The organism is Geoanaerobacter pelophilus, assembly GCF_018476885.1.
Classification (GTDB): domain Bacteria; phylum Desulfobacterota; class Desulfuromonadia; order Geobacterales; family DSM-12255; genus Geoanaerobacter; species Geoanaerobacter pelophilus.
Map to the genome: position 1 here is coordinate 987,152 of NZ_JAHCVJ010000001.1, position 15,827 is coordinate 1,002,978.

The 15,827-nt window shown below is 50.6% G+C and carries 21 protein-coding genes; 14 read left to right on the top strand and 7 right to left on the bottom strand.

The window, feature by feature from the left end; translation table 11 throughout:
• Positions 1–40: 40 nt before the first annotated feature.
• From KI809_RS04535 to KI809_RS04600, 14 genes are all read left to right on the top strand, one after another.
• On the top strand, positions 41–2,599 hold the full coding sequence (locus KI809_RS04535) for a cation-translocating P-type ATPase (RefSeq protein ID WP_214170297.1): 2,559 nt from the start codon (positions 41–43) through the stop codon (positions 2,597–2,599).
• A gap of 26 nt (positions 2,600–2,625) precedes the next feature.
• A complete protein-coding gene (locus tag KI809_RS04540; protein ID WP_214170298.1) occupies positions 2,626–3,168 on the top strand; it encodes a hypothetical protein in 543 nt (180 codons plus the stop codon).
• 2 nt (positions 3,169–3,170) lie between these two features.
• Entirely contained in the window at positions 3,171–4,127 is a 957-nt protein-coding gene (locus KI809_RS04545) for a cation diffusion facilitator family transporter (protein ID WP_214170299.1), read from the top strand.
• Between the two features lie 135 nt (positions 4,128–4,262).
• The gene (locus tag KI809_RS04550; RefSeq protein WP_214170300.1) at positions 4,263–4,967 is read left to right on the top strand and encodes an ABC transporter ATP-binding protein; all 705 of its coding nucleotides are present in this window, start codon (positions 4,263–4,265) and stop codon (positions 4,965–4,967) included.
• A 1-nt stretch (position 4,968) separates the two neighbouring features.
• Positions 4,969–5,817: an ABC transporter permease gene (locus tag KI809_RS04555; protein ID WP_214170301.1), complete on the top strand. Its 849-nt coding sequence runs from the start codon at positions 4,969–4,971 to the stop codon at positions 5,815–5,817.
• A gap of 83 nt (positions 5,818–5,900) precedes the next feature.
• The gene (locus KI809_RS04560; protein ID WP_214170302.1) at positions 5,901–6,596 is read left to right on the top strand and encodes a VIT1/CCC1 transporter family protein; all 696 of its coding nucleotides are present in this window, start codon (positions 5,901–5,903) and stop codon (positions 6,594–6,596) included.
• 161 nt (positions 6,597–6,757) lie between these two features.
• Positions 6,758–7,453, top strand: a complete 696-nt coding sequence (locus KI809_RS04565) for a Bax inhibitor-1/YccA family protein (protein ID WP_214170303.1) — start codon at positions 6,758–6,760, stop codon at positions 7,451–7,453.
• Between the two features lie 59 nt (positions 7,454–7,512).
• Complete coding sequence (locus tag KI809_RS04570) at positions 7,513–7,896, top strand: hypothetical protein (protein ID WP_214170304.1); 384 nt, start codon at positions 7,513–7,515, stop codon at positions 7,894–7,896.
• A gap of 18 nt (positions 7,897–7,914) precedes the next feature.
• The gene (locus KI809_RS04575) at positions 7,915–8,418 is read left to right on the top strand and encodes a DUF2127 domain-containing protein (protein WP_214170305.1); all 504 of its coding nucleotides are present in this window, start codon (positions 7,915–7,917) and stop codon (positions 8,416–8,418) included.
• 46 nt (positions 8,419–8,464) lie between these two features.
• A complete protein-coding gene (locus KI809_RS04580) occupies positions 8,465–9,010 on the top strand; it encodes a DUF1003 domain-containing protein (RefSeq protein ID WP_214170306.1) in 546 nt (181 codons plus the stop codon).
• A 52-nt stretch (positions 9,011–9,062) separates the two neighbouring features.
• On the top strand, positions 9,063–9,665 hold the full coding sequence (locus tag KI809_RS04585) for a nitroreductase family protein (protein ID WP_214170307.1): 603 nt from the start codon (positions 9,063–9,065) through the stop codon (positions 9,663–9,665).
• A 58-nt stretch (positions 9,666–9,723) separates the two neighbouring features.
• Positions 9,724–10,347, top strand: a complete 624-nt coding sequence (locus KI809_RS04590) for an SOUL family heme-binding protein (protein WP_246559172.1) — start codon at positions 9,724–9,726, stop codon at positions 10,345–10,347.
• Positions 10,348–10,376: 29 nt separating this feature from the next.
• Complete coding sequence (locus KI809_RS04595; RefSeq protein ID WP_214170308.1) at positions 10,377–10,748, top strand: pyridoxamine 5'-phosphate oxidase family protein; 372 nt, start codon at positions 10,377–10,379, stop codon at positions 10,746–10,748.
• Positions 10,748–11,161 (top strand): thiol-disulfide oxidoreductase DCC family protein, encoded by a 414-nt coding sequence (locus KI809_RS04600; protein WP_214170309.1) that lies wholly within the window; start codon positions 10,748–10,750, stop codon positions 11,159–11,161. Before KI809_RS04595 ends, KI809_RS04600 begins: the two co-directional genes overlap by 1 nt.
• A gap of 156 nt (positions 11,162–11,317) precedes the next feature.
• Here KI809_RS04600 and KI809_RS04605 read toward each other — a convergent pair whose 3' ends face one another.
• The 7 genes from KI809_RS04605 to KI809_RS04635 all read right to left on the bottom strand — a co-directional run bounded on the left by KI809_RS04605 (position 11,318) and on the right by KI809_RS04635 (position 15,794).
• The gene (locus KI809_RS04605) at positions 11,318–11,761 is read right to left on the bottom strand and encodes a thioredoxin family protein (protein WP_214170310.1); all 444 of its coding nucleotides are present in this window, start codon (positions 11,759–11,761) and stop codon (positions 11,318–11,320) included.
• A 1-nt stretch (position 11,762) separates the two neighbouring features.
• The gene (locus tag KI809_RS04610; RefSeq protein WP_214170311.1) at positions 11,763–12,374 is read right to left on the bottom strand and encodes a hypothetical protein; all 612 of its coding nucleotides are present in this window, start codon (positions 12,372–12,374) and stop codon (positions 11,763–11,765) included.
• Positions 12,375–12,395: 21 nt separating this feature from the next.
• The gene (locus KI809_RS04615; RefSeq protein ID WP_214170312.1) at positions 12,396–13,523 is read right to left on the bottom strand and encodes a S1C family serine protease; all 1,128 of its coding nucleotides are present in this window, start codon (positions 13,521–13,523) and stop codon (positions 12,396–12,398) included.
• A 25-nt stretch (positions 13,524–13,548) separates the two neighbouring features.
• Positions 13,549–13,851, bottom strand: a complete 303-nt coding sequence (locus KI809_RS04620) for a chaperone modulator CbpM (protein WP_012468278.1) — start codon at positions 13,849–13,851, stop codon at positions 13,549–13,551.
• Between the two features lie 13 nt (positions 13,852–13,864).
• Positions 13,865–14,809, bottom strand: a complete 945-nt coding sequence (locus KI809_RS04625; RefSeq protein WP_214170313.1) for a DnaJ C-terminal domain-containing protein — start codon at positions 14,807–14,809, stop codon at positions 13,865–13,867.
• A gap of 74 nt (positions 14,810–14,883) precedes the next feature.
• Complete coding sequence (locus KI809_RS04630) at positions 14,884–15,366, bottom strand: Hsp20/alpha crystallin family protein (RefSeq protein ID WP_214170314.1); 483 nt, start codon at positions 15,364–15,366, stop codon at positions 14,884–14,886.
• Positions 15,367–15,395: 29 nt separating this feature from the next.
• Entirely contained in the window at positions 15,396–15,794 is a 399-nt protein-coding gene (locus tag KI809_RS04635; protein WP_012468275.1) for an Hsp20/alpha crystallin family protein, read from the bottom strand.
• Between the last annotated feature and the right edge of the window lie 33 nt (positions 15,795–15,827).

The following is a 15,827-nucleotide window of genomic DNA, read 5'->3' on the forward strand; positions in this document are numbered from 1 at the left end:
GAGAGGGGATATCTCCTCTCTCCGTAAAAAGGTGGCAGTTATGGCTCGAAAACCTGAAATACATGAACATGTTGGTCTAACCTTACAGGATGCCGCCAAAATTCTTGGGGAAGAAGGCCACAACGAACTTCCGTCTTCAAAGCAACGTGGGAACTTTCAAATAGCCCTCGACGTAATGCGTGAGCCGATGTTCCTGTTGTTGGTGGCTTGTGGCGCAATCTATCTGCTGGTGGGGGATATGCAGGAAGCGATGATGCTTCTGGCATTTGTCTTTTTCGTCATGGGCATAACCCTGTATCAGGAAAGAAAGACAGAACGAGCTCTGGAGGCCCTCCGTGATCTCTCCAGCCCAAGAGCCCTTGTTATTCGCGATGGTGCCCAGCAGCGGATTGCTGGTCGAGACGTGGTTCGAGGTGACATCATTGTTCTAGCAGAAGGCGATAGGGTTCCTGCTGATGCTCTGGTGCTGGACTGCACGAGTCTATCTACAGACGAATCGCTCCTGACAGGCGAATCCATTGCGGTACGCAAGGTGCCTGGCGATGCTACTTCACCTGTAGTGCAACCAGGGGGAGATGATCTCCCATTTGTTTTTTCGGGAACTTTGGTTGTTCGTGGACAGGGAATTGCCCGCGTGATTGCTACCGGACAACAGAGCGCCATCGGCAAAATTGGCAAGGCCCTGCAAGCAGTGACCAGCGAAGAAACCCTGCTGCAACGTGAAACCGGTCGTCTGGTAAAAATTCTTGCCACGGCAGTCTTCGTGCTCTGTGCACTGCTTATTCTGGTGTACGGGATCACCCGCGGTGCCTGGCTCGATGGGGTACTGGCGGGGCTCACCCTGGCCATGGCGGTCATGCCGAATGAGCTTCCGGTGGTCCTGACAATCTTCCTGGCATTGGGGGCATGGCGACTTTCCCGGACTCAGGTTCTTGCCCGCAGCGCACCGGTAGTGGAAACACTCGGTTCGGCGACTGTCCTGTGCGTGGACAAGACAGGTACCCTTACGTTGAACCGGATGTCAGTCTCTGCGCTCAACACCGATGGGACTTTGTACAAAATTGGTGACTTTCGCAATGACCCACCCCCTGATACATTTCACGATCTGGTGGAATTCAGCATTCTCGCAAGCCAGCGCGATCCCTATGATCCGATGGAGCGGGCCATCAAGGATTTTGGCGAAGAGTATCTCGCCCATACCGAGCATCTCCACGGTGATTGGCGCCTTGAAAAGGAATACCCGTTATCTCCTGAACTTCTTGCCATGTCCCATGTCTGGAGGGCTCCGGAGGGGAATGAGTACGTTATCGCCGCCAAAGGCGCACCGGAAGCGGTTGCCGACCTCTGCCATTTCAGTGATAGCCAACATAGGGAGATGATGACGGCGGTGACCCGCATGGCTGATGACGGCCTGAGGGTACTGGGAGTAGCGCGATCGTACTTTCGTGAAGTAGGTTTACCGGGTGAACAACACGACTTCACCTTCGAGTTTTTAGGGCTTGTGGGATTGGCCGATCCGGTCAGACCAACCGTGGCTGCAGCACTCCAGGATTGCTACCGTGCTGGTATAAGAATGGTGATGATCACCGGTGACTATCCCGGCACGGCGCGCAGTATCGCACGGCAGATCGGGCTTGTTCAACCGGATGAAGTCATAACCGGTCCTGAACTGGAAAACATGAGTGAAGTGGATCTACAGGAGAGGATCAGAACAGTCAACATCTTCGCCAGAGTTGTACCGGAACAGAAGCTCCGTCTGGTGAAAGCATTGAAGAGCAATGGCGAGGTTGTTGCCATGACTGGAGACGGGGTGAACGATGCGCCGGCTCTTAAGTCAGCTCATATCGGTATCGCTATGGGTGGCAGAGGGACAGACGTAGCACGCGAGGCGTCCGATCTCGTGCTCTTGGACGATGACTTTGCCTCCATCGTCCGGGCCGTAAAAATGGGGCGGCGTATCTTTGACAACCTGAAGAAGGCTATGGCCTATCTTCTGGCCATACATATTCCGATTGCCGGGATGTCCCTCATTCCGGTGCTTTTCAAGTGGCCGCTGTTGTTCATGCCGATCCATATCGCTTTCCTCCATCTGATCATAGATCCTGCCTGTTCTATAGTGTACGAGGTCGAACCGGCGGAGATGGATGCGATGAACAGGCCACCCCGCGATCCAAAGGAACCGTTGTTCAGTAAGCGCGTCTTGTTGTTAAGCACACTTCAAGGTGTGAGTGTCCTGGTTGTACTTCTAATTGTGTTTGGCGTCAGTCTTGTTCGTGGGCATGGAGAACTTGAGGCCCGTACCCTGGCATTCACTACCCTGATAATCGCCAACCTTGGCCTGATGATGACCAACCGTTCCTGGAGCAACACAATTGGCAGGATATTAGGGGCTCCGAATTCCGCTCTCTGGTGGGTAACAGGCGGTGCAGTAATCTTCCTCGGTATGGCGCTTAATATTCCTATTTTTCGAGAAGTATTCAGGTTCTCAGTGATCCATCCGCTCGATGTTGTCATATGTGTGTCTGCCGGCATATCGAGCATTGTCTGGTTCGAGTTGTTTAAGATGTTCAGTAGGAAGAAAGAGAAAAATTCCCCTTGAGACGAACTATTACTGGAGGATACATTTTGAAAAATATCGTATTGGTTGCTCTCGTAATTGGAGTTATGGCACTATGTGGCTGCTCAACCGAAAAAGCGCCAGCGCCGCAGCAACAGATCCCCGCTATCACGCTATCTGCTGCCGACAAAGAAAAGCTGATGGCATTTCAGAAAGAGGTCTTGAGCATTGAAAACCTCACGGACAAGGCTATTCAACTGGCGCTAGATGAACTGAAAAGTGTCCTCAAGGGGGGCGAGATATCCATCAACCTCCCCTCCATCATCGACAAAGCAAAGTCTGAGTGTCTACGTGCCGGAGAATCTCTGGCAAAGAAGGCTATTCCGGAAGCCCTGCCGCCCGAAGCCAGGAAGATCCTGGATGATGCGAAAACGGGCTTGATCGCTGCTTACAAAACATACGCTGCATCGTTCGATGCCATCAGAAGCTTTGTCACGGACAAAAATCCGATGACGCTTCTGGAGTACCGGAAGAAGAATGCCGAGGCTCAGGAACTGCTCAAGGGAGCCACGGAAAAACTGAAACAAATTATGACCGCTGCCGGAGTATAGCAATGATCCAATCACCTGAAGTACAACGAGCAAAAAGCAAGGCCGCCGTATTCTCCATTACCTCGAATTCCATACTGATCATCCTCAAACTGATTGTCGGCATCATGATGCAGTCGGTCAGCGTTATCTCCGAAGCAGTTCATTCCGGAATTGACCTCGTAGCGGCAATTATCGCCTGGTTTTCTGTCCGGGAATCAGGAAAGCCTGCTGATGACGAGCACCGCTTTGGACATGGGAAAATTGAGAACGTAGCAGGAACGATCGAGGCGGTGCTTATCTTCGGTGCAGCTTTTTATATCATCTGGGAGGCGATACACAAACTACGCTCTGGAACAATTGCGGTCGAAAGCCTTGGACTGGGCGCATTGGTCATGCTTGTTTCAGCAGTAGCCAACTACTTTGTCTCACGCTATCTGCTCAATGTAGCGATAAAGACTGATTCCGTTGCGCTGGAAGCTGACGCCATGCATCTCAGGACCGATGTTTATACGTCGGTTGGCGTGCTTGGCGGTTTAGTTGCCATCAAAGTTACCGGCATCGCCATGCTCGACCCGATTATTGCCATTGTTGTGGCACTCATGATTATCAAGGCAGCCTGGGATTTAACCAAGGCAGCCTTCTTCCATATCCTTGACGTAAAACTGCCTGACGATGAAGAGTCCCTGATTCATGAAGTGATGGAGAAATACTCCAACAGGATTATCGAATACCACAAGCTTCGCACCCGCAAGTCAGGCCATATCAGGCATATCGACATGCACCTGGTAGTTCCGAAACAGATGACCGTGGAGGCGGGGCACGCTCTTACCCATCAGATTACAGCTGATATCGAGAGTTGCCTCGCTCACAGCCATATCCTTGTTCATATCGAACCCTGTCCGGGAGAGTGTGAAACATGTGCTGTGGAGTGTCCAAAGGTTGGGGAGGTCTACTCTGAATCATGCCAGGAACTGGGTTAATAGTCAGCGTACTTATTGCCTGTTACCATTCCCGCGATTTCTGATCCGTACGAACAACTGATAGAGAACAACGTCCAGATTAATCACGAATACCTTGCAGATGGAAAGTTTTCTGAGATTTCATGAGTCCATAATATGATTGAATTGAAAAATGTTACCAAACGATACGAATCGCTTACGGCTGTTGATGATGTCTCCTTCACGGTAAAGCCAGGTGAGTGCTTTGCTCTGCTTGGACCCAATGGTGCCGGAAAAACGACCATCGTTAAGATGCTGCTCGATTTTACACGGCCGACATCGGGCAGCTTATCTTTAAGCGGTATTCCAAGTACTCTGGCAGAATGCCGACAATCGGTCGGTTATCTTGCTGAAAACCACCATGTTCCACCATTTCTTTCAGGGTGGCACTACCTTCTACGCTGTGCTGAGCTATTGGATATGAACCGGTCCGAGGCTGCAGATCACTGTAGGCGTATTGTTGAGCTGATTGGAATGCAAGGCAGGGAGAATACAAAGGTTAGCACATATTCCAAGGGCATGGTCCAACGGTTCGGATTAGGCGCCGCACTCATGGGAAATCCCAAACTGTTAATTCTTGATGAGCCCACCTCTGGTTTAGATCCCATTGGTATCAGGGAAATACGCCAACTCCTGGAGTCGCTTAAAGATCAAGGCATGACTATTTTCTTAAATTCACACCTGTTGTCGGAAGTTGAAAAAATCTGTGATACCGCAGCTATCATCAACCGAGGCAAGCTCTTGGTAAAAGACACAATTTCCTCCATTGTAAAAGACGGGGAGACGTTGGAAGATGTGTTTGTTCGATTGGTGAAAGGTTGACATGGAAACTTCAAAATCACTACCCCCCATTACAAGGATTACAAAATATACGCTTATCGACGAAGTGCAGCAGAGAAGTTTCGTCGTCATGTTCGTATTCTGCGCACTCTGTGTATTTCTTGTTCGTGGCTGTTATCAAGGTAATTACATGGTGAACGGACAGATTCTTGATGCCGGAACCATAGTCAGGACATTATCGAAAGCGACCTTCCACGTAATTGGTGCTGGTGTGATGGTCATAGCAGCCTTACTTTCGATGCGAATCTTCAGGCGTGACCGAAATGAGGGGATGCAAGCGTGCATTTTGTCAAAACCGATAGCGCGGTGGCAGTATGTAATGGGAAAAATCCTCGGATTATGGGTCTTATCGACACTTTTTATGCTCATCTTGCATAGTATTGTCTTCCTGATCACCTCCATCAATTTGCAGGTTTTCATGCCGGAATACCTCGTTGCCTCACTGCTATGCTCGATCAACCTGCTCTTTGTGGTTATTGCTGTGCTTCTTTTGTCGCTTATGATGTCCGACATTGTCGCTTTTCTTTGTGTTCTTGGCGTTGGTGCCGTCGGCTTTGTAGCTGATGGCATAGCTGCTGCCAGCCAGAGTCAGATAGGGCAGGCGATAGTGCAGCAATCGGTCGGCCAGCCACAGTCAGACCTGACCTGGTGGAAAGTAGTTTATTTTTTCTGGCCGAAGCTCTTAGGAGTTCAGCAGCTGGCCTCTTCGTTGATCGAGAGCGAATCAAGCCATGGATTCGGACCTATCTATCCACTCATCAATGTCCTTGTTTACTGTCTTATTCTTGGAGCATTGCTTTTCAAGCGATTCAGGAATGAAGATATCGTCTAGATTTATGGGGTGATTGATGAGGATGTATCAGCAGTCTGTAGTGACCGTCCAGTAGTAAGTTGGATCTCAAGGAGATTCTGTTAATGCTACAATTTCACAGCGAATCTCACAGGTCAGAAAGAATAGGTTGGCTTCGAGCAGCAGTGCTTGGCGCTAACGACGGAACAATTTCGGTATCAAGTCTTGTCGTTGGAGTTGCAGCTTCCGGAGCATCACAAAATAGCATTCTGCTTGCTGGTATAGCCGGTCTTGTCGCTGGAGCAATGTCAATGGCTGCAGGCGAGTATGTCTCGGTTCAATCGCAGGCAGATACTGAACATGCTGACATTGCCAGAGAAAAGCGTGAACTTGAACTTCAGCCGGAACACGAACTACTTGAACTCACTTCAATTTACGTGAGCCGAGGTCTCGACCAACCTTTGGCACGCCAAGTGGCAGAAAAACTGATGTCCGGAGATGCTCTTGGAGCTCACGCCAGAGACGAACTTGGCATTACAGAAACTTTACGGGCTCGACCGCTTCAAGCAGCACTTGCGTCTGCAATTGCATTTGTTGTAGGTGCAGTTGTTCCAATCCTGGCCGTAATACTCGCTCCTAAAGCCTTGGTTACCGAGGTTTCATTTGCAACCGCGCTGATTACTCTAGCCATTTTGGGGGCTACCGCAGCATACGCCGGTGGTGCTCCCATTGCTAAGGGTGCTATTCGTGTTGCATTTTGGGGTGTGCTTGCAATGGGACTAACCGCCGGAGTTGGCAAGTTCTTTGGCGCAGTTATTTGAGTAGCCGAAACAATCACCTAATGGATTGCTGGAAATGGTAAACTAACTCTATATGTCAAGCCAAGAAAAGTATATTTCCCAAGGCGTCGATCAACAGTCAATCTTACTTTAGAGATCTGACGTGATCGTGCCCCTAGAATCTTGAAAAGAGGAGCTTTATTATGAATGACTTTAGTACCATGCAACCACGTACTGCAACGCAGGTAGTTGTAAGGCAAAACTCTCTTATCCGACAGGTATACGCCTGGATGGGAGCAGGATTGGCTATTACAGCTTTTGTTTCGCTCATCACACTCTCCTCACCGGCAATACTCAATGCCGTATTGGGAAACAGGCTTGTCTTTTACGGAATAATGATCGGAGAACTGGCTCTGGTATTCACTCTTGTAGGTGCAATAAACAAGATGAGTGCATCAACAGCGACTTTAGTATTCATTGTCTACTCCGCACTAAACGGAATCACTCTTTCTAGCGTGGCTCTGGCTTATACTGCCAGCTCAATTACATCCACCTTTGTTACCACTGCCGGGATGTTTGGCGCAATGAGCCTCTTTGGATTTATGACCAAACGTGACCTCACGTCGTGGGGAAGTTTTCTGTTCATGGGGTTGATAGGTGTGGTAATCGCCTCGGTCGTCAACATCTTCGTTGGCAGCAGTGCGGTCTCGTGGGTCATATCAGGTATCGGCGTGATTGTTTTCACAGGTCTTACTGCATATGACACCTGGAAAATCAAAGCAATGGCAGCTCAGGGAACTGAAGGAAGAAAACCTGCTATTCTCGGGGCATTGACACTGTATCTTGATTTTATAAACCTTTTTCTCATGTTGCTACGGTTTACCGGTGACCGGCGATAACGCGATCATAATCCAGACATCTAAACGGGTATGGATTGGGTAAGGTATGGGGTATCAGTATGGTCAAACAAATCAAGATCAAATGGTTGCAAGAGCCTGAGGACAAGAATTATCCGGCAGCAGAATCTTACCTTGGGCTGCTCTACAATGGCACAACAGTTAAGATGATCGTAAATAACCTGAAGAGTGCCCAGCTAGCTCAGTTCAAAGCAAAAGACATCTTTCGAGCATCGGGACTGTCTTTGCTTGGAGTCAGTAATTCCCATGTGGAGAAAGACCGAAACAAGATCGAGAACGGAAAATCAATCTCACCAATACTTCTGGTGAGAGACGAGCGCATTGGCAAAGTCGTTATTGCTGATGGTTATCACCGGATGTGTGCTGTTTACTCGTTCAATGAGGATGAACTTATACCCTGTAAAATAGTTGGGTCTGCGGAGTGATTTTATGCAGACATACGAATGAAAAAGAGCCACTCCAAAGTCCCAAAACAGCTTAGCAAACAGTCACACGCACGCGGGCTGCACGTTGTTGCGCTCTTTGAAGGAGCAAAGGGGCTACTGGTTCTCCTTGTGGGTTTCGAGTTATTGACCTACATCCACAAGGACATCAATGAAGCCGCCATGCATCTGGTAAAACACTTTCACCTTAATCCTGCCAGCCATTATCCGCGAATCTTTCTCGACCTGATGGAACATATAGACGATACCAAACTCTGGAGCATGGCTCTTGCTGCTGCAATGTACTTTATTGTGCGCATGATTGAAGCGGCTGGACTTTGGCTGAGAAAGACCTGGGCCGAGTGGTTTGCCGTCCTCACCGGAGGTATGTACATTCCAGTCGAGATCTATGAGGTGGCTATTAAAGTTACATGGCCGAGAATCACTGTTCTTGTTATAAATCTTGGTGTTGTATCCTACCTGCTGTTTGTACTTATCAAGGACCGCGAGAAGAAAACATCATGAAACATTGTAGTTTTTGCAAAAGAATCTGAACCATTGAGGAGATGATATGATAGCAGAATCAAAAATACCGGCTCCCGTCCCGGTCTCAAATGTACCTAATGATTACTTCCGCTTCCATCTCCCTCATGTTCATCTTGGTACTGTCTTCGGGAATGACTGGTTTGCCCTTAAGGCGGAAGGATTTGCGCGTTTTTTTGGAACACCGGTTTTCCTTGTTGCGCAGACGGTTATTGTAGCCATCTGGATCGGGTTAAACGTTGCCGGATATACCAAATTCGATGTTTACCCGTTTATCTTGCTCAACCTTGCCTTCAGTCTCCAAGCAGCTTATGCTGCACCTCTCATCCTGCTTGCTCAGACACGGCAGGCTGATCGAGATAAGGCACATGCAGATGCCGACGCACAACATCGGGAGGCCCTTGCATTGGCTGCTGAGCAGCGACAAGCATTGGCTGCACAGCAATCCGAGCAGATAATGGAACTGCTCCAGCAAAATACGCAATTGACCGAAATCGTGAAAGAGTTGAGTCAGCGGATAGAAACACTGACTACGGAAATGCATGATGTAGTTCTTCAACATAAAGGCGCATAGACGATTCCAAGAGCTTCAACATATCAAACCCACAATTTAAAGGAGAATAACCATGAATGTATCAACAGCAATACAGGAAAGACGCGCGGAGAAAATGTTTGACCCGGCATTTACAATCAGCGAACAGCAGGTAACTGAGCTGCTGGAAAAGGCCATGCTGTCGCCAACGGCTTTCAATATCCAGAACTGGCGTATTGTTAATGTCAAAGACCCTGCTTTGCGTCAGAAGATTCGTGAAGTTGCCTGGAACCAGGACAAGGTCACTGATGCATCCCTCCTGTTTGTCCTTTGTGCTGATCTTAATGCCTGGGCAAAAGAACCAGCACGTTACTGGGCGGGAGCGCCGCAGATGTACCAAGACATGCTCATACCTGCAATTGATGTATATTATCGAGAAAAACCGCTGGTACAACGGGACGAAGCGATGCGTTCATGTGGACTGCTCGCCATGAGCATCATGCTGTTGGCGCAGGAACAGGGGTGGCACTCCTGTCCAATGGACGGATTTGATTTCGATGCCGTGGGGAAACTGATCAATCTTCCAGACGACCATGTCGTCAGCATGATGATTGCGGTGGGCAGTCGCTCGCAGGAATCGTTCCCCCGGACGGGCAAGCTGCCGCTGGCAGAAGTATTTATTGAAAATTCATTCTGAACCAGCAGCAAATATAGACCGCCTGCACTTATTTACACTGCCGCGCAAGGAGCAGTAAATGAGACTTTTCGGACTGATCACTGCAATATTATTGCTGCTGCTCACAGGAGCGACTACTGCTATGGCAACCGAAGAAGCACCCTACACGGTTATTAAAACCGACGATATTTTCGAACTGCGCGAGTACGCGCCTCAGGTACTCGCCGAAATCATTGTTGACGGAAACCTGGAAAGTGCCGGTAGCAAGGCTTTCAGACCGCTTTTTCGATACATCTCCGGTGATAACAAATCACGCGGCAAGATTGCTATGACAGCTCCTGTTTCGCAGGAACAGAGGGGGGAGAAAATATCCATGACCGCTCCTGTCAGTCAGCAGAGTGTACAGGGAAAGTGGGCTGTGAGCTTTATGATGCCGGCTACATATACTATGGAAAACCTGCCGACTCCCGATGATCCAAATATTAAGCTGCGGCAGGTTCCTGCCCGCCGGGTGGCTGCTGTTCGATATTCCGGATTCTGGAGTGAGAAGAAATTTCTGCAATATAAGCAGGAACTGGATAACTGGATAACAGCCAACAACCTGAAAGTCATTGGCGAGCCGGTCTGGGCACGCTACAACCCACCGTTCACACTCTGGTTCCTGCGTCGGAACGAGATATTGATTCCAATAGCTTCGGAATGACACACCCAGATTGTCTTCAAGGAGATGATATGAACTTGAACGAACTGTTCCAACAGCAAGGCATGGGGATTATGGCCACAGCATCAAAGAATGGCGGTGTCAACACGGCCATCTATGCCCGACCGCATGTCATAGATGAACAAACCATGGTATGGGGAATGACCGAGGGGCGGACCTATCGGAATATTACCGAGAATCCGCAGGCCTCATTCCTGTTCAAGGCTTCAGGTCCCGGTTTCAGTGGCGTCCGTCTGGCTTTGGAACTGGTAAAGACAGAAGAGTCCGGGCCCATGCTGGCAAAAATCAAGGAAAACGCAGACTCCACCGTCGGCCCCGGCACCGGTGCCGCTGTCACCCACGCGGCCTGGTTCACGGTTACCGAAGTGCGCCCCCTTATTTGATGAGACCACCACGGTTTCCTCTTAAAGTATTCTACGATGGGGCATGCATTGTCTGTGCTACCGAGATTGAGCACTACCTGCGGAAAGATCATGGTGAAAAGCTGGTGGCAGTAGACATCAGCAGCCCTGATTTCGATGCGGTTCCGTACCAAATCTCGATTGCCGATTTCATACATCAACTGCATGCGATTGATCAGGACGGACAGATTTTCAAAGGGGTTGACTCATTCTGGGCAATCTGGCAGGCGTTCCCGGCCTCGACAGTCTATGGCATCATGGGGCGCATCATCCAGTTACCGGTGGTAAATCGATTAGCTCGCATTGGCTACTGGCTGTTTGCCCGCGTTCGCCTTTATCTGCCGAAACGGCATGAATGCGAGAGTGGGACGTGTAGTATCCATCAAAAGAACTGAATTTCGTAATGTTTTCTCAAGAGGAGAACATTTTATGACTTGCCAAAAGCAGCTCGATCTTTTCCAGGTTCTTTCTGAACGCGTAGTGGCGGCCACTCAACCAATCTGAAAGTTGTCCCGGGTCAAGGACCATATCAAGTGTCTTGATCTAATTCATTATGTCTTTCGTCGGAACCACGCCAGAACGGTATCGAGCGTTTGCGCTCCAGGCAGTTGATCGATAACGCGGGCATGTTTCAACAGTACTATAGCCGGTATGCCGCGGATACCGAAGCGAGCTGCTAACGCCGGGCTGTCCTGGGTATTGATCTGCAATACAGCCGCCTGACCAGCCAGCTTTTCAGCAACGGTTCGCACCACCGGTGCGAAGGTATGGCAATGCGGTCAAGTAGGTGCCCAGAACTCTGCCAGTACCGCACCGGGATAAGTACTGACGAATGAGTCAAACGTCCGGTCGGTCAATTGCTGGGGATGACAGTACATTGGTGGCAGGGTTGTCTTGCAACTGCCGCAATGTCCCCTGAGCCCCTCTTTATCTGCCGGGATGCGGTTGCCGGTGCCGCACGATGGACATTTCACGATGTAGCTTGCAGTATTCATGTCAGCGTACCTCTTTTTTCACGCCAGGATCTTCTTTCGGATATTGCCGACGCAGCCGTTCCAGCCCTTTCTGCCAACTCTCCGCATCGCCATATTCAAAGAACCGGGGATAGTGCTCATGGGAAGCCTTGATTCGGCGGGCATGCTTGATCGGGCACCAGTACTGCTCGGTTCGGGCGGCGATTTCCCGTCCGTATGCCATCAGACCGTTACCGTAAGAACAGTAAAAACAGTTGAACTTCTCAATAATATTCAGGTAGGGAAGATCCTCACGGTCAAAGACCAAATACTCGGATCGCTTTACCTTGGGGATTCGGTACACCGGAAAGCAGATCGACTGATACAACCAGAGAAACAGATCCAGCAGGATGAACGGTACGAAGCCGGCATAAATGACCGGTGCAGTCAGTATGTTGAGCGGTCTGGCCTTGACCAGATAGCGGAACCAGCCGATTTTCAGGCGTCGCTGCTGTCTCGCCACCTCCTCGGCAAAACGGACCCGCTTCTTTTCGATGATGAACTCAAACTCGTCCCGTTTCTTCTTAAACTCAACTTCGAGTTCTTCCTGTAGTTCTTTAATCCGCAGTATGAGATCGTCAATTGATTGGGGCATGGTTGCCTTTCTTGTGTTCCGTTATTCGGTCTGTAATTGTATGCTTAGCTGCTGTTTTTTACCATCCCTGAGAATAGTGATGGTCACGGTTTCCCCTACCTTGAAGTCATCAAGCCGGGCCAGCAGTTTGGGGATCGTCTCTACCTGTTTGCCCTGCACGGCGGATATAATGTCTCCGGGTGTCAGTGAACCATCTCGGCCAACCCTGCTCCCCTTGAGCCCGGCCCGTGCAGCCGGTGAACCGGGGGTAACTCTGAGTACGACCACTCCTTTTACACCCAGCTGTGACGTAATGACCTCGTTCAGGTCCTGGTCTATTTCGATGCCAAGGGAAGGACGCAGGTACTTGCCGCGACCGATCAATTGCGGCACAACCCGGTTGACCGTATCCACCGGCACGGCAAAGCCAACCCCTGCTGACGCCCCTGAAGGGCTGTAAATAGCGGTATTAATGCCGATCAACCGCCCGGCGGAATCAAGCAACGGCCCTCCGGAGTTGCCCGGATTGATGGCAGCATCAGTTTGAATAAGATGCTCAATGACGCTTCCCGTTTCTCCCTTCAACGAGCGGTCCAGGGCCGAGACAACACCGGTTGTCAGGGTCCAGTCTAGGCCGAAGGGGTTGCCAATGGCGAAAACCTTCTGGCCGACTTTCAAATTGTGCGAGGTCCCTACAGGCAGCGAATGTCCTTTGAAGCTGCTGCCGATCTTCAGCACAGCCAGATCGTGCATGGGGCTTGCGCCCACCAGGCTTGCTCTGTACTCTTTGCCGTCCGACAATCTGACCCGTGCTTCCGAGGCACCTTCGATCACGTGGTAGTTGGTGACCACATGCCCCTTGTCGTCCCAGATGAACCCGGATCCGGTCCCGCGGGGGATGGTGAAGATGTTGCGGCTCCAGAAGTCCATGACCCGTTCCGAAGTCGATATATACACGACCGAATCTCGTGAACGCTCGAACAGTTCAATGGTCGATTTCTCATCGGCAGCCAGATCGCCGCGGGCGGTAACCGCACGTGGGGTTGCCGATTCTTTCTGGAAAGCCCGGTCTGCCCATGACAGGGCATGCCAGGCAAACAGTACGGTGATAACGGCGATGGTCAACCAACGCAGGCGGCGCAGGAACGGATCGGCAGTTTTCTGTATCATGGTTGAGCTCCTGTCAGGGTATTGCTTATATTCGTCGTTCCAGTTCGTCGATGCGGTCAAGTAAATCCATTACCAGGGCAATGGCATCGAAATTGAGCCGCAGGTCCCGTTTCAGTCGCAGTGCTTTGCGTGCCCGAACCACGGCGCTTTGATCAAACAGCGGAGTATCTCCGGCAGTCAACGGTTCAATGAGGCCGATTGAGAAGAGCCGTCTCGCCACCGTCAGGTGACAATCGCACAGCCTGCTCAACTCATGGATGGTTATCCCCGGCACGGAGACCAGTTCATGCTTTCTGCTGATAATAATTTCATAGTGTTGGACTGTCATGGCTGTACCTCAGTTACTTTCGCGGCTCAAATCGTGATTCTTTTGCCAGTTCTTCAAAGAGGTGCCGCTCCCTGGCTGTGAGATGCTGTGGCACAACAATGCGGACATTTACCAGCAGGTCGCCGAACCTGCCCGGGGCGACCGGCATTCCCTTTCCACGCACCCGCAGGCTCTGACCGCTTTGGGTGCCGGCGGGCACGGAAAGGTTAATGCGCCCATCGACAGTAGGCACCAAGACTTTCCCTCCCAGGGCAGCCTCCCAGGGAGCTATATCAACGGTAGTGGCAAGGTCGTGTCCGTTGAGCGTGAAGCGACTATCGGGAAGTATGTTCACCCGCAGAAACAGGTCTCCTGCATCTCCACCACCGCTCCCGCTCCCGCCTTGGTTAGCCAGGCGGATCAAGGAGCCATCAGTCACTCCTTGGGGGATGGTGATATCATAGCTGCGCCTGGTTCTGGTCGGCCTGCCGTCACCGCCCGGTTCAGCCCGCTCCAGTTCGATGCTCTTCTTTGCGCCATGATAGGCATCAGCCAATGATATGTTGATGGCGGTTTCATGGTCGCGCCCTCGACGTCGCCTGACTCCGCCACCCGGAAAAGTGCTCTCCTCCGTGAAGTTCCATCCGCCACCACCGAACAGGTTCTGGAAGAAGTCACTGAACTGACCCGGGTCGGCATTGGAAAAATGGTATCGGACATTTTCGCCATCCTGATAGCTCTGATTGGAAAATTGCCCATTCCAACCGCTGCCAAGTTGATCATACTTGGCTCTTTTGTCCGGGTCACCCAGGACCTCGTAGGCTTCATTGAGCTGTTTGAACTTTTCCTCGGCAGTGCTTTCCTTATTTATGTCAGGATGGTATTTACGAGCCAGCTTGCGATACGCCCGCTGGATTTCATCCTGAGTTGCTTTTTTCTCGACGCCGAGTGTCTTGTAGTAGTCCTGGTAGTTGTTCATAACGTTCACCTGCCATTATTACCCTGCTGAAATAGTGAGGGCCGCTGAAGCGGCCCTCGGTACAATCTGCTGGTTCAGGAGACAGGCACCCGATAGCGGGTATGCTGTGCCTTTTCCGGCTTTGGGAGCCGGATCGTGAGAACCCCGTGTTTGAGGTCCGCCGAAATAAACTTCTCATCTATCTCGTACGGCAACTGGATACTACGCGAAAAACTGCCGTACCTGCATTCTGAAATAAGGCACCCATCACCTCCTTTCTTTTCACGTACGATTTTTTTATCACCATGTATTGTTAACCGCCTGCCGACAAGCTCAACTGAAAAGTCATCTTTATTCAGTCCCGGTACTTCTGCCCTGATAATCAGTTCTTCAGGGGTCTCATGCATGTCCAACAGCGGACCACCAAGTTTCAGGAATGCTGGAAGGGTATCGGTTGTTATCCTTTCAGGTGACTGTTCCTGTTTCTTCCATGGCGCCACCTTGGTCAGGAAATGGCCGATCTTGTCGTTAACCCGCTCCAGCGCCTCACTCCATCTTTCAGGCAACAGGTTAGACATTGTGATCACCTCCCGTTAATGCTCCTTCCTTACCCGACCTGTACGGAAATCCGTTTTGGTTTGGCGACCTCCGCCTTAGGCACCTTCAGGGTCAGAATACCGTTGACATACTCTGCCTTTGCTTTTTCATGGTCGAGGCTTTCAGGAATCGTGAACTGCCGGTAGTAACTGGCCAGTTCGAATTCACGATATGCAGAGGTTCCCTGCGTGGTATGCTGGGCCGGCGCAGTGATGGTCAGGATGCCTTTTTCGACGTTGACATCGAGAGCTTCCTTGGATGCACCGGGAATATCTGCGGTAAGGACAAGTCCTTCTTCGGTCTCGATGATATTCACCGCCGGGCGGATATATTTCTCATTCGACCGTGTTTCTTCACGAGCCTGAACATTCCGTTCATCATTTCTTTCGGTCAAGCTGTTTGCTGCCATGATAATTACCTCCTTTCCAAGTGGTCTGTGTGA

What these genes read in the sequence shown, in the direction of transcription:
- KI809_RS04535 (WP_214170297.1), top strand. Translation starts at nt 41, where the DNA reads ATGGCTCGAAAACCTGAAATACATGAACATGTTGGTCTAACCTTACAG.
- KI809_RS04545 (WP_214170299.1), top strand. Translation starts at nt 3,171, where the DNA reads ATGATCCAATCACCTGAAGTACAACGAGCAAAAAGCAAGGCCGCCGTA.
- KI809_RS04550 (WP_214170300.1), top strand. Translation starts at nt 4,263, where the DNA reads ATGATTGAATTGAAAAATGTTACCAAACGATACGAATCGCTTACGGCT.
- KI809_RS04555 (WP_214170301.1), top strand. Translation starts at nt 4,969, where the DNA reads ATGGAAACTTCAAAATCACTACCCCCCATTACAAGGATTACAAAATAT.
- KI809_RS04560 (WP_214170302.1), top strand. Translation starts at nt 5,901, where the DNA reads ATGCTACAATTTCACAGCGAATCTCACAGGTCAGAAAGAATAGGTTGG.
- KI809_RS04565 (WP_214170303.1), top strand. Translation starts at nt 6,758, where the DNA reads ATGAATGACTTTAGTACCATGCAACCACGTACTGCAACGCAGGTAGTT.
- KI809_RS04570 (WP_214170304.1), top strand. Translation starts at nt 7,513, where the DNA reads ATGGTCAAACAAATCAAGATCAAATGGTTGCAAGAGCCTGAGGACAAG.
- KI809_RS04575 (WP_214170305.1), top strand. Translation starts at nt 7,915, where the DNA reads ATGAAAAAGAGCCACTCCAAAGTCCCAAAACAGCTTAGCAAACAGTCA.
- KI809_RS04580 (WP_214170306.1), top strand. Translation starts at nt 8,465, where the DNA reads ATGATAGCAGAATCAAAAATACCGGCTCCCGTCCCGGTCTCAAATGTA.
- KI809_RS04585 (WP_214170307.1), top strand. Translation starts at nt 9,063, where the DNA reads ATGAATGTATCAACAGCAATACAGGAAAGACGCGCGGAGAAAATGTTT.
- KI809_RS04590 (WP_246559172.1), top strand. Translation starts at nt 9,724, where the DNA reads ATGAGACTTTTCGGACTGATCACTGCAATATTATTGCTGCTGCTCACA.
- KI809_RS04595 (WP_214170308.1), top strand. Translation starts at nt 10,377, where the DNA reads ATGAACTTGAACGAACTGTTCCAACAGCAAGGCATGGGGATTATGGCC.
- KI809_RS04600 (WP_214170309.1), top strand. Translation starts at nt 10,748, where the DNA reads ATGAGACCACCACGGTTTCCTCTTAAAGTATTCTACGATGGGGCATGC.
- KI809_RS04610 (WP_214170311.1), bottom strand. Translation starts at nt 12,374, where the DNA reads ATGCCCCAATCAATTGACGATCTCATACTGCGGATTAAAGAACTACAG.
- KI809_RS04615 (WP_214170312.1), bottom strand. Translation starts at nt 13,523, where the DNA reads ATGATACAGAAAACTGCCGATCCGTTCCTGCGCCGCCTGCGTTGGTTG.
- KI809_RS04620 (WP_012468278.1), bottom strand. Translation starts at nt 13,851, where the DNA reads ATGACAGTCCAACACTATGAAATTATTATCAGCAGAAAGCATGAACTG.
- KI809_RS04625 (WP_214170313.1), bottom strand. Translation starts at nt 14,809, where the DNA reads ATGAACAACTACCAGGACTACTACAAGACACTCGGCGTCGAGAAAAAA.
- KI809_RS04630 (WP_214170314.1), bottom strand. Translation starts at nt 15,366, where the DNA reads ATGTCTAACCTGTTGCCTGAAAGATGGAGTGAGGCGCTGGAGCGGGTT.
- KI809_RS04635 (WP_012468275.1), bottom strand. Translation starts at nt 15,794, where the DNA reads ATGGCAGCAAACAGCTTGACCGAAAGAAATGATGAACGGAATGTTCAG.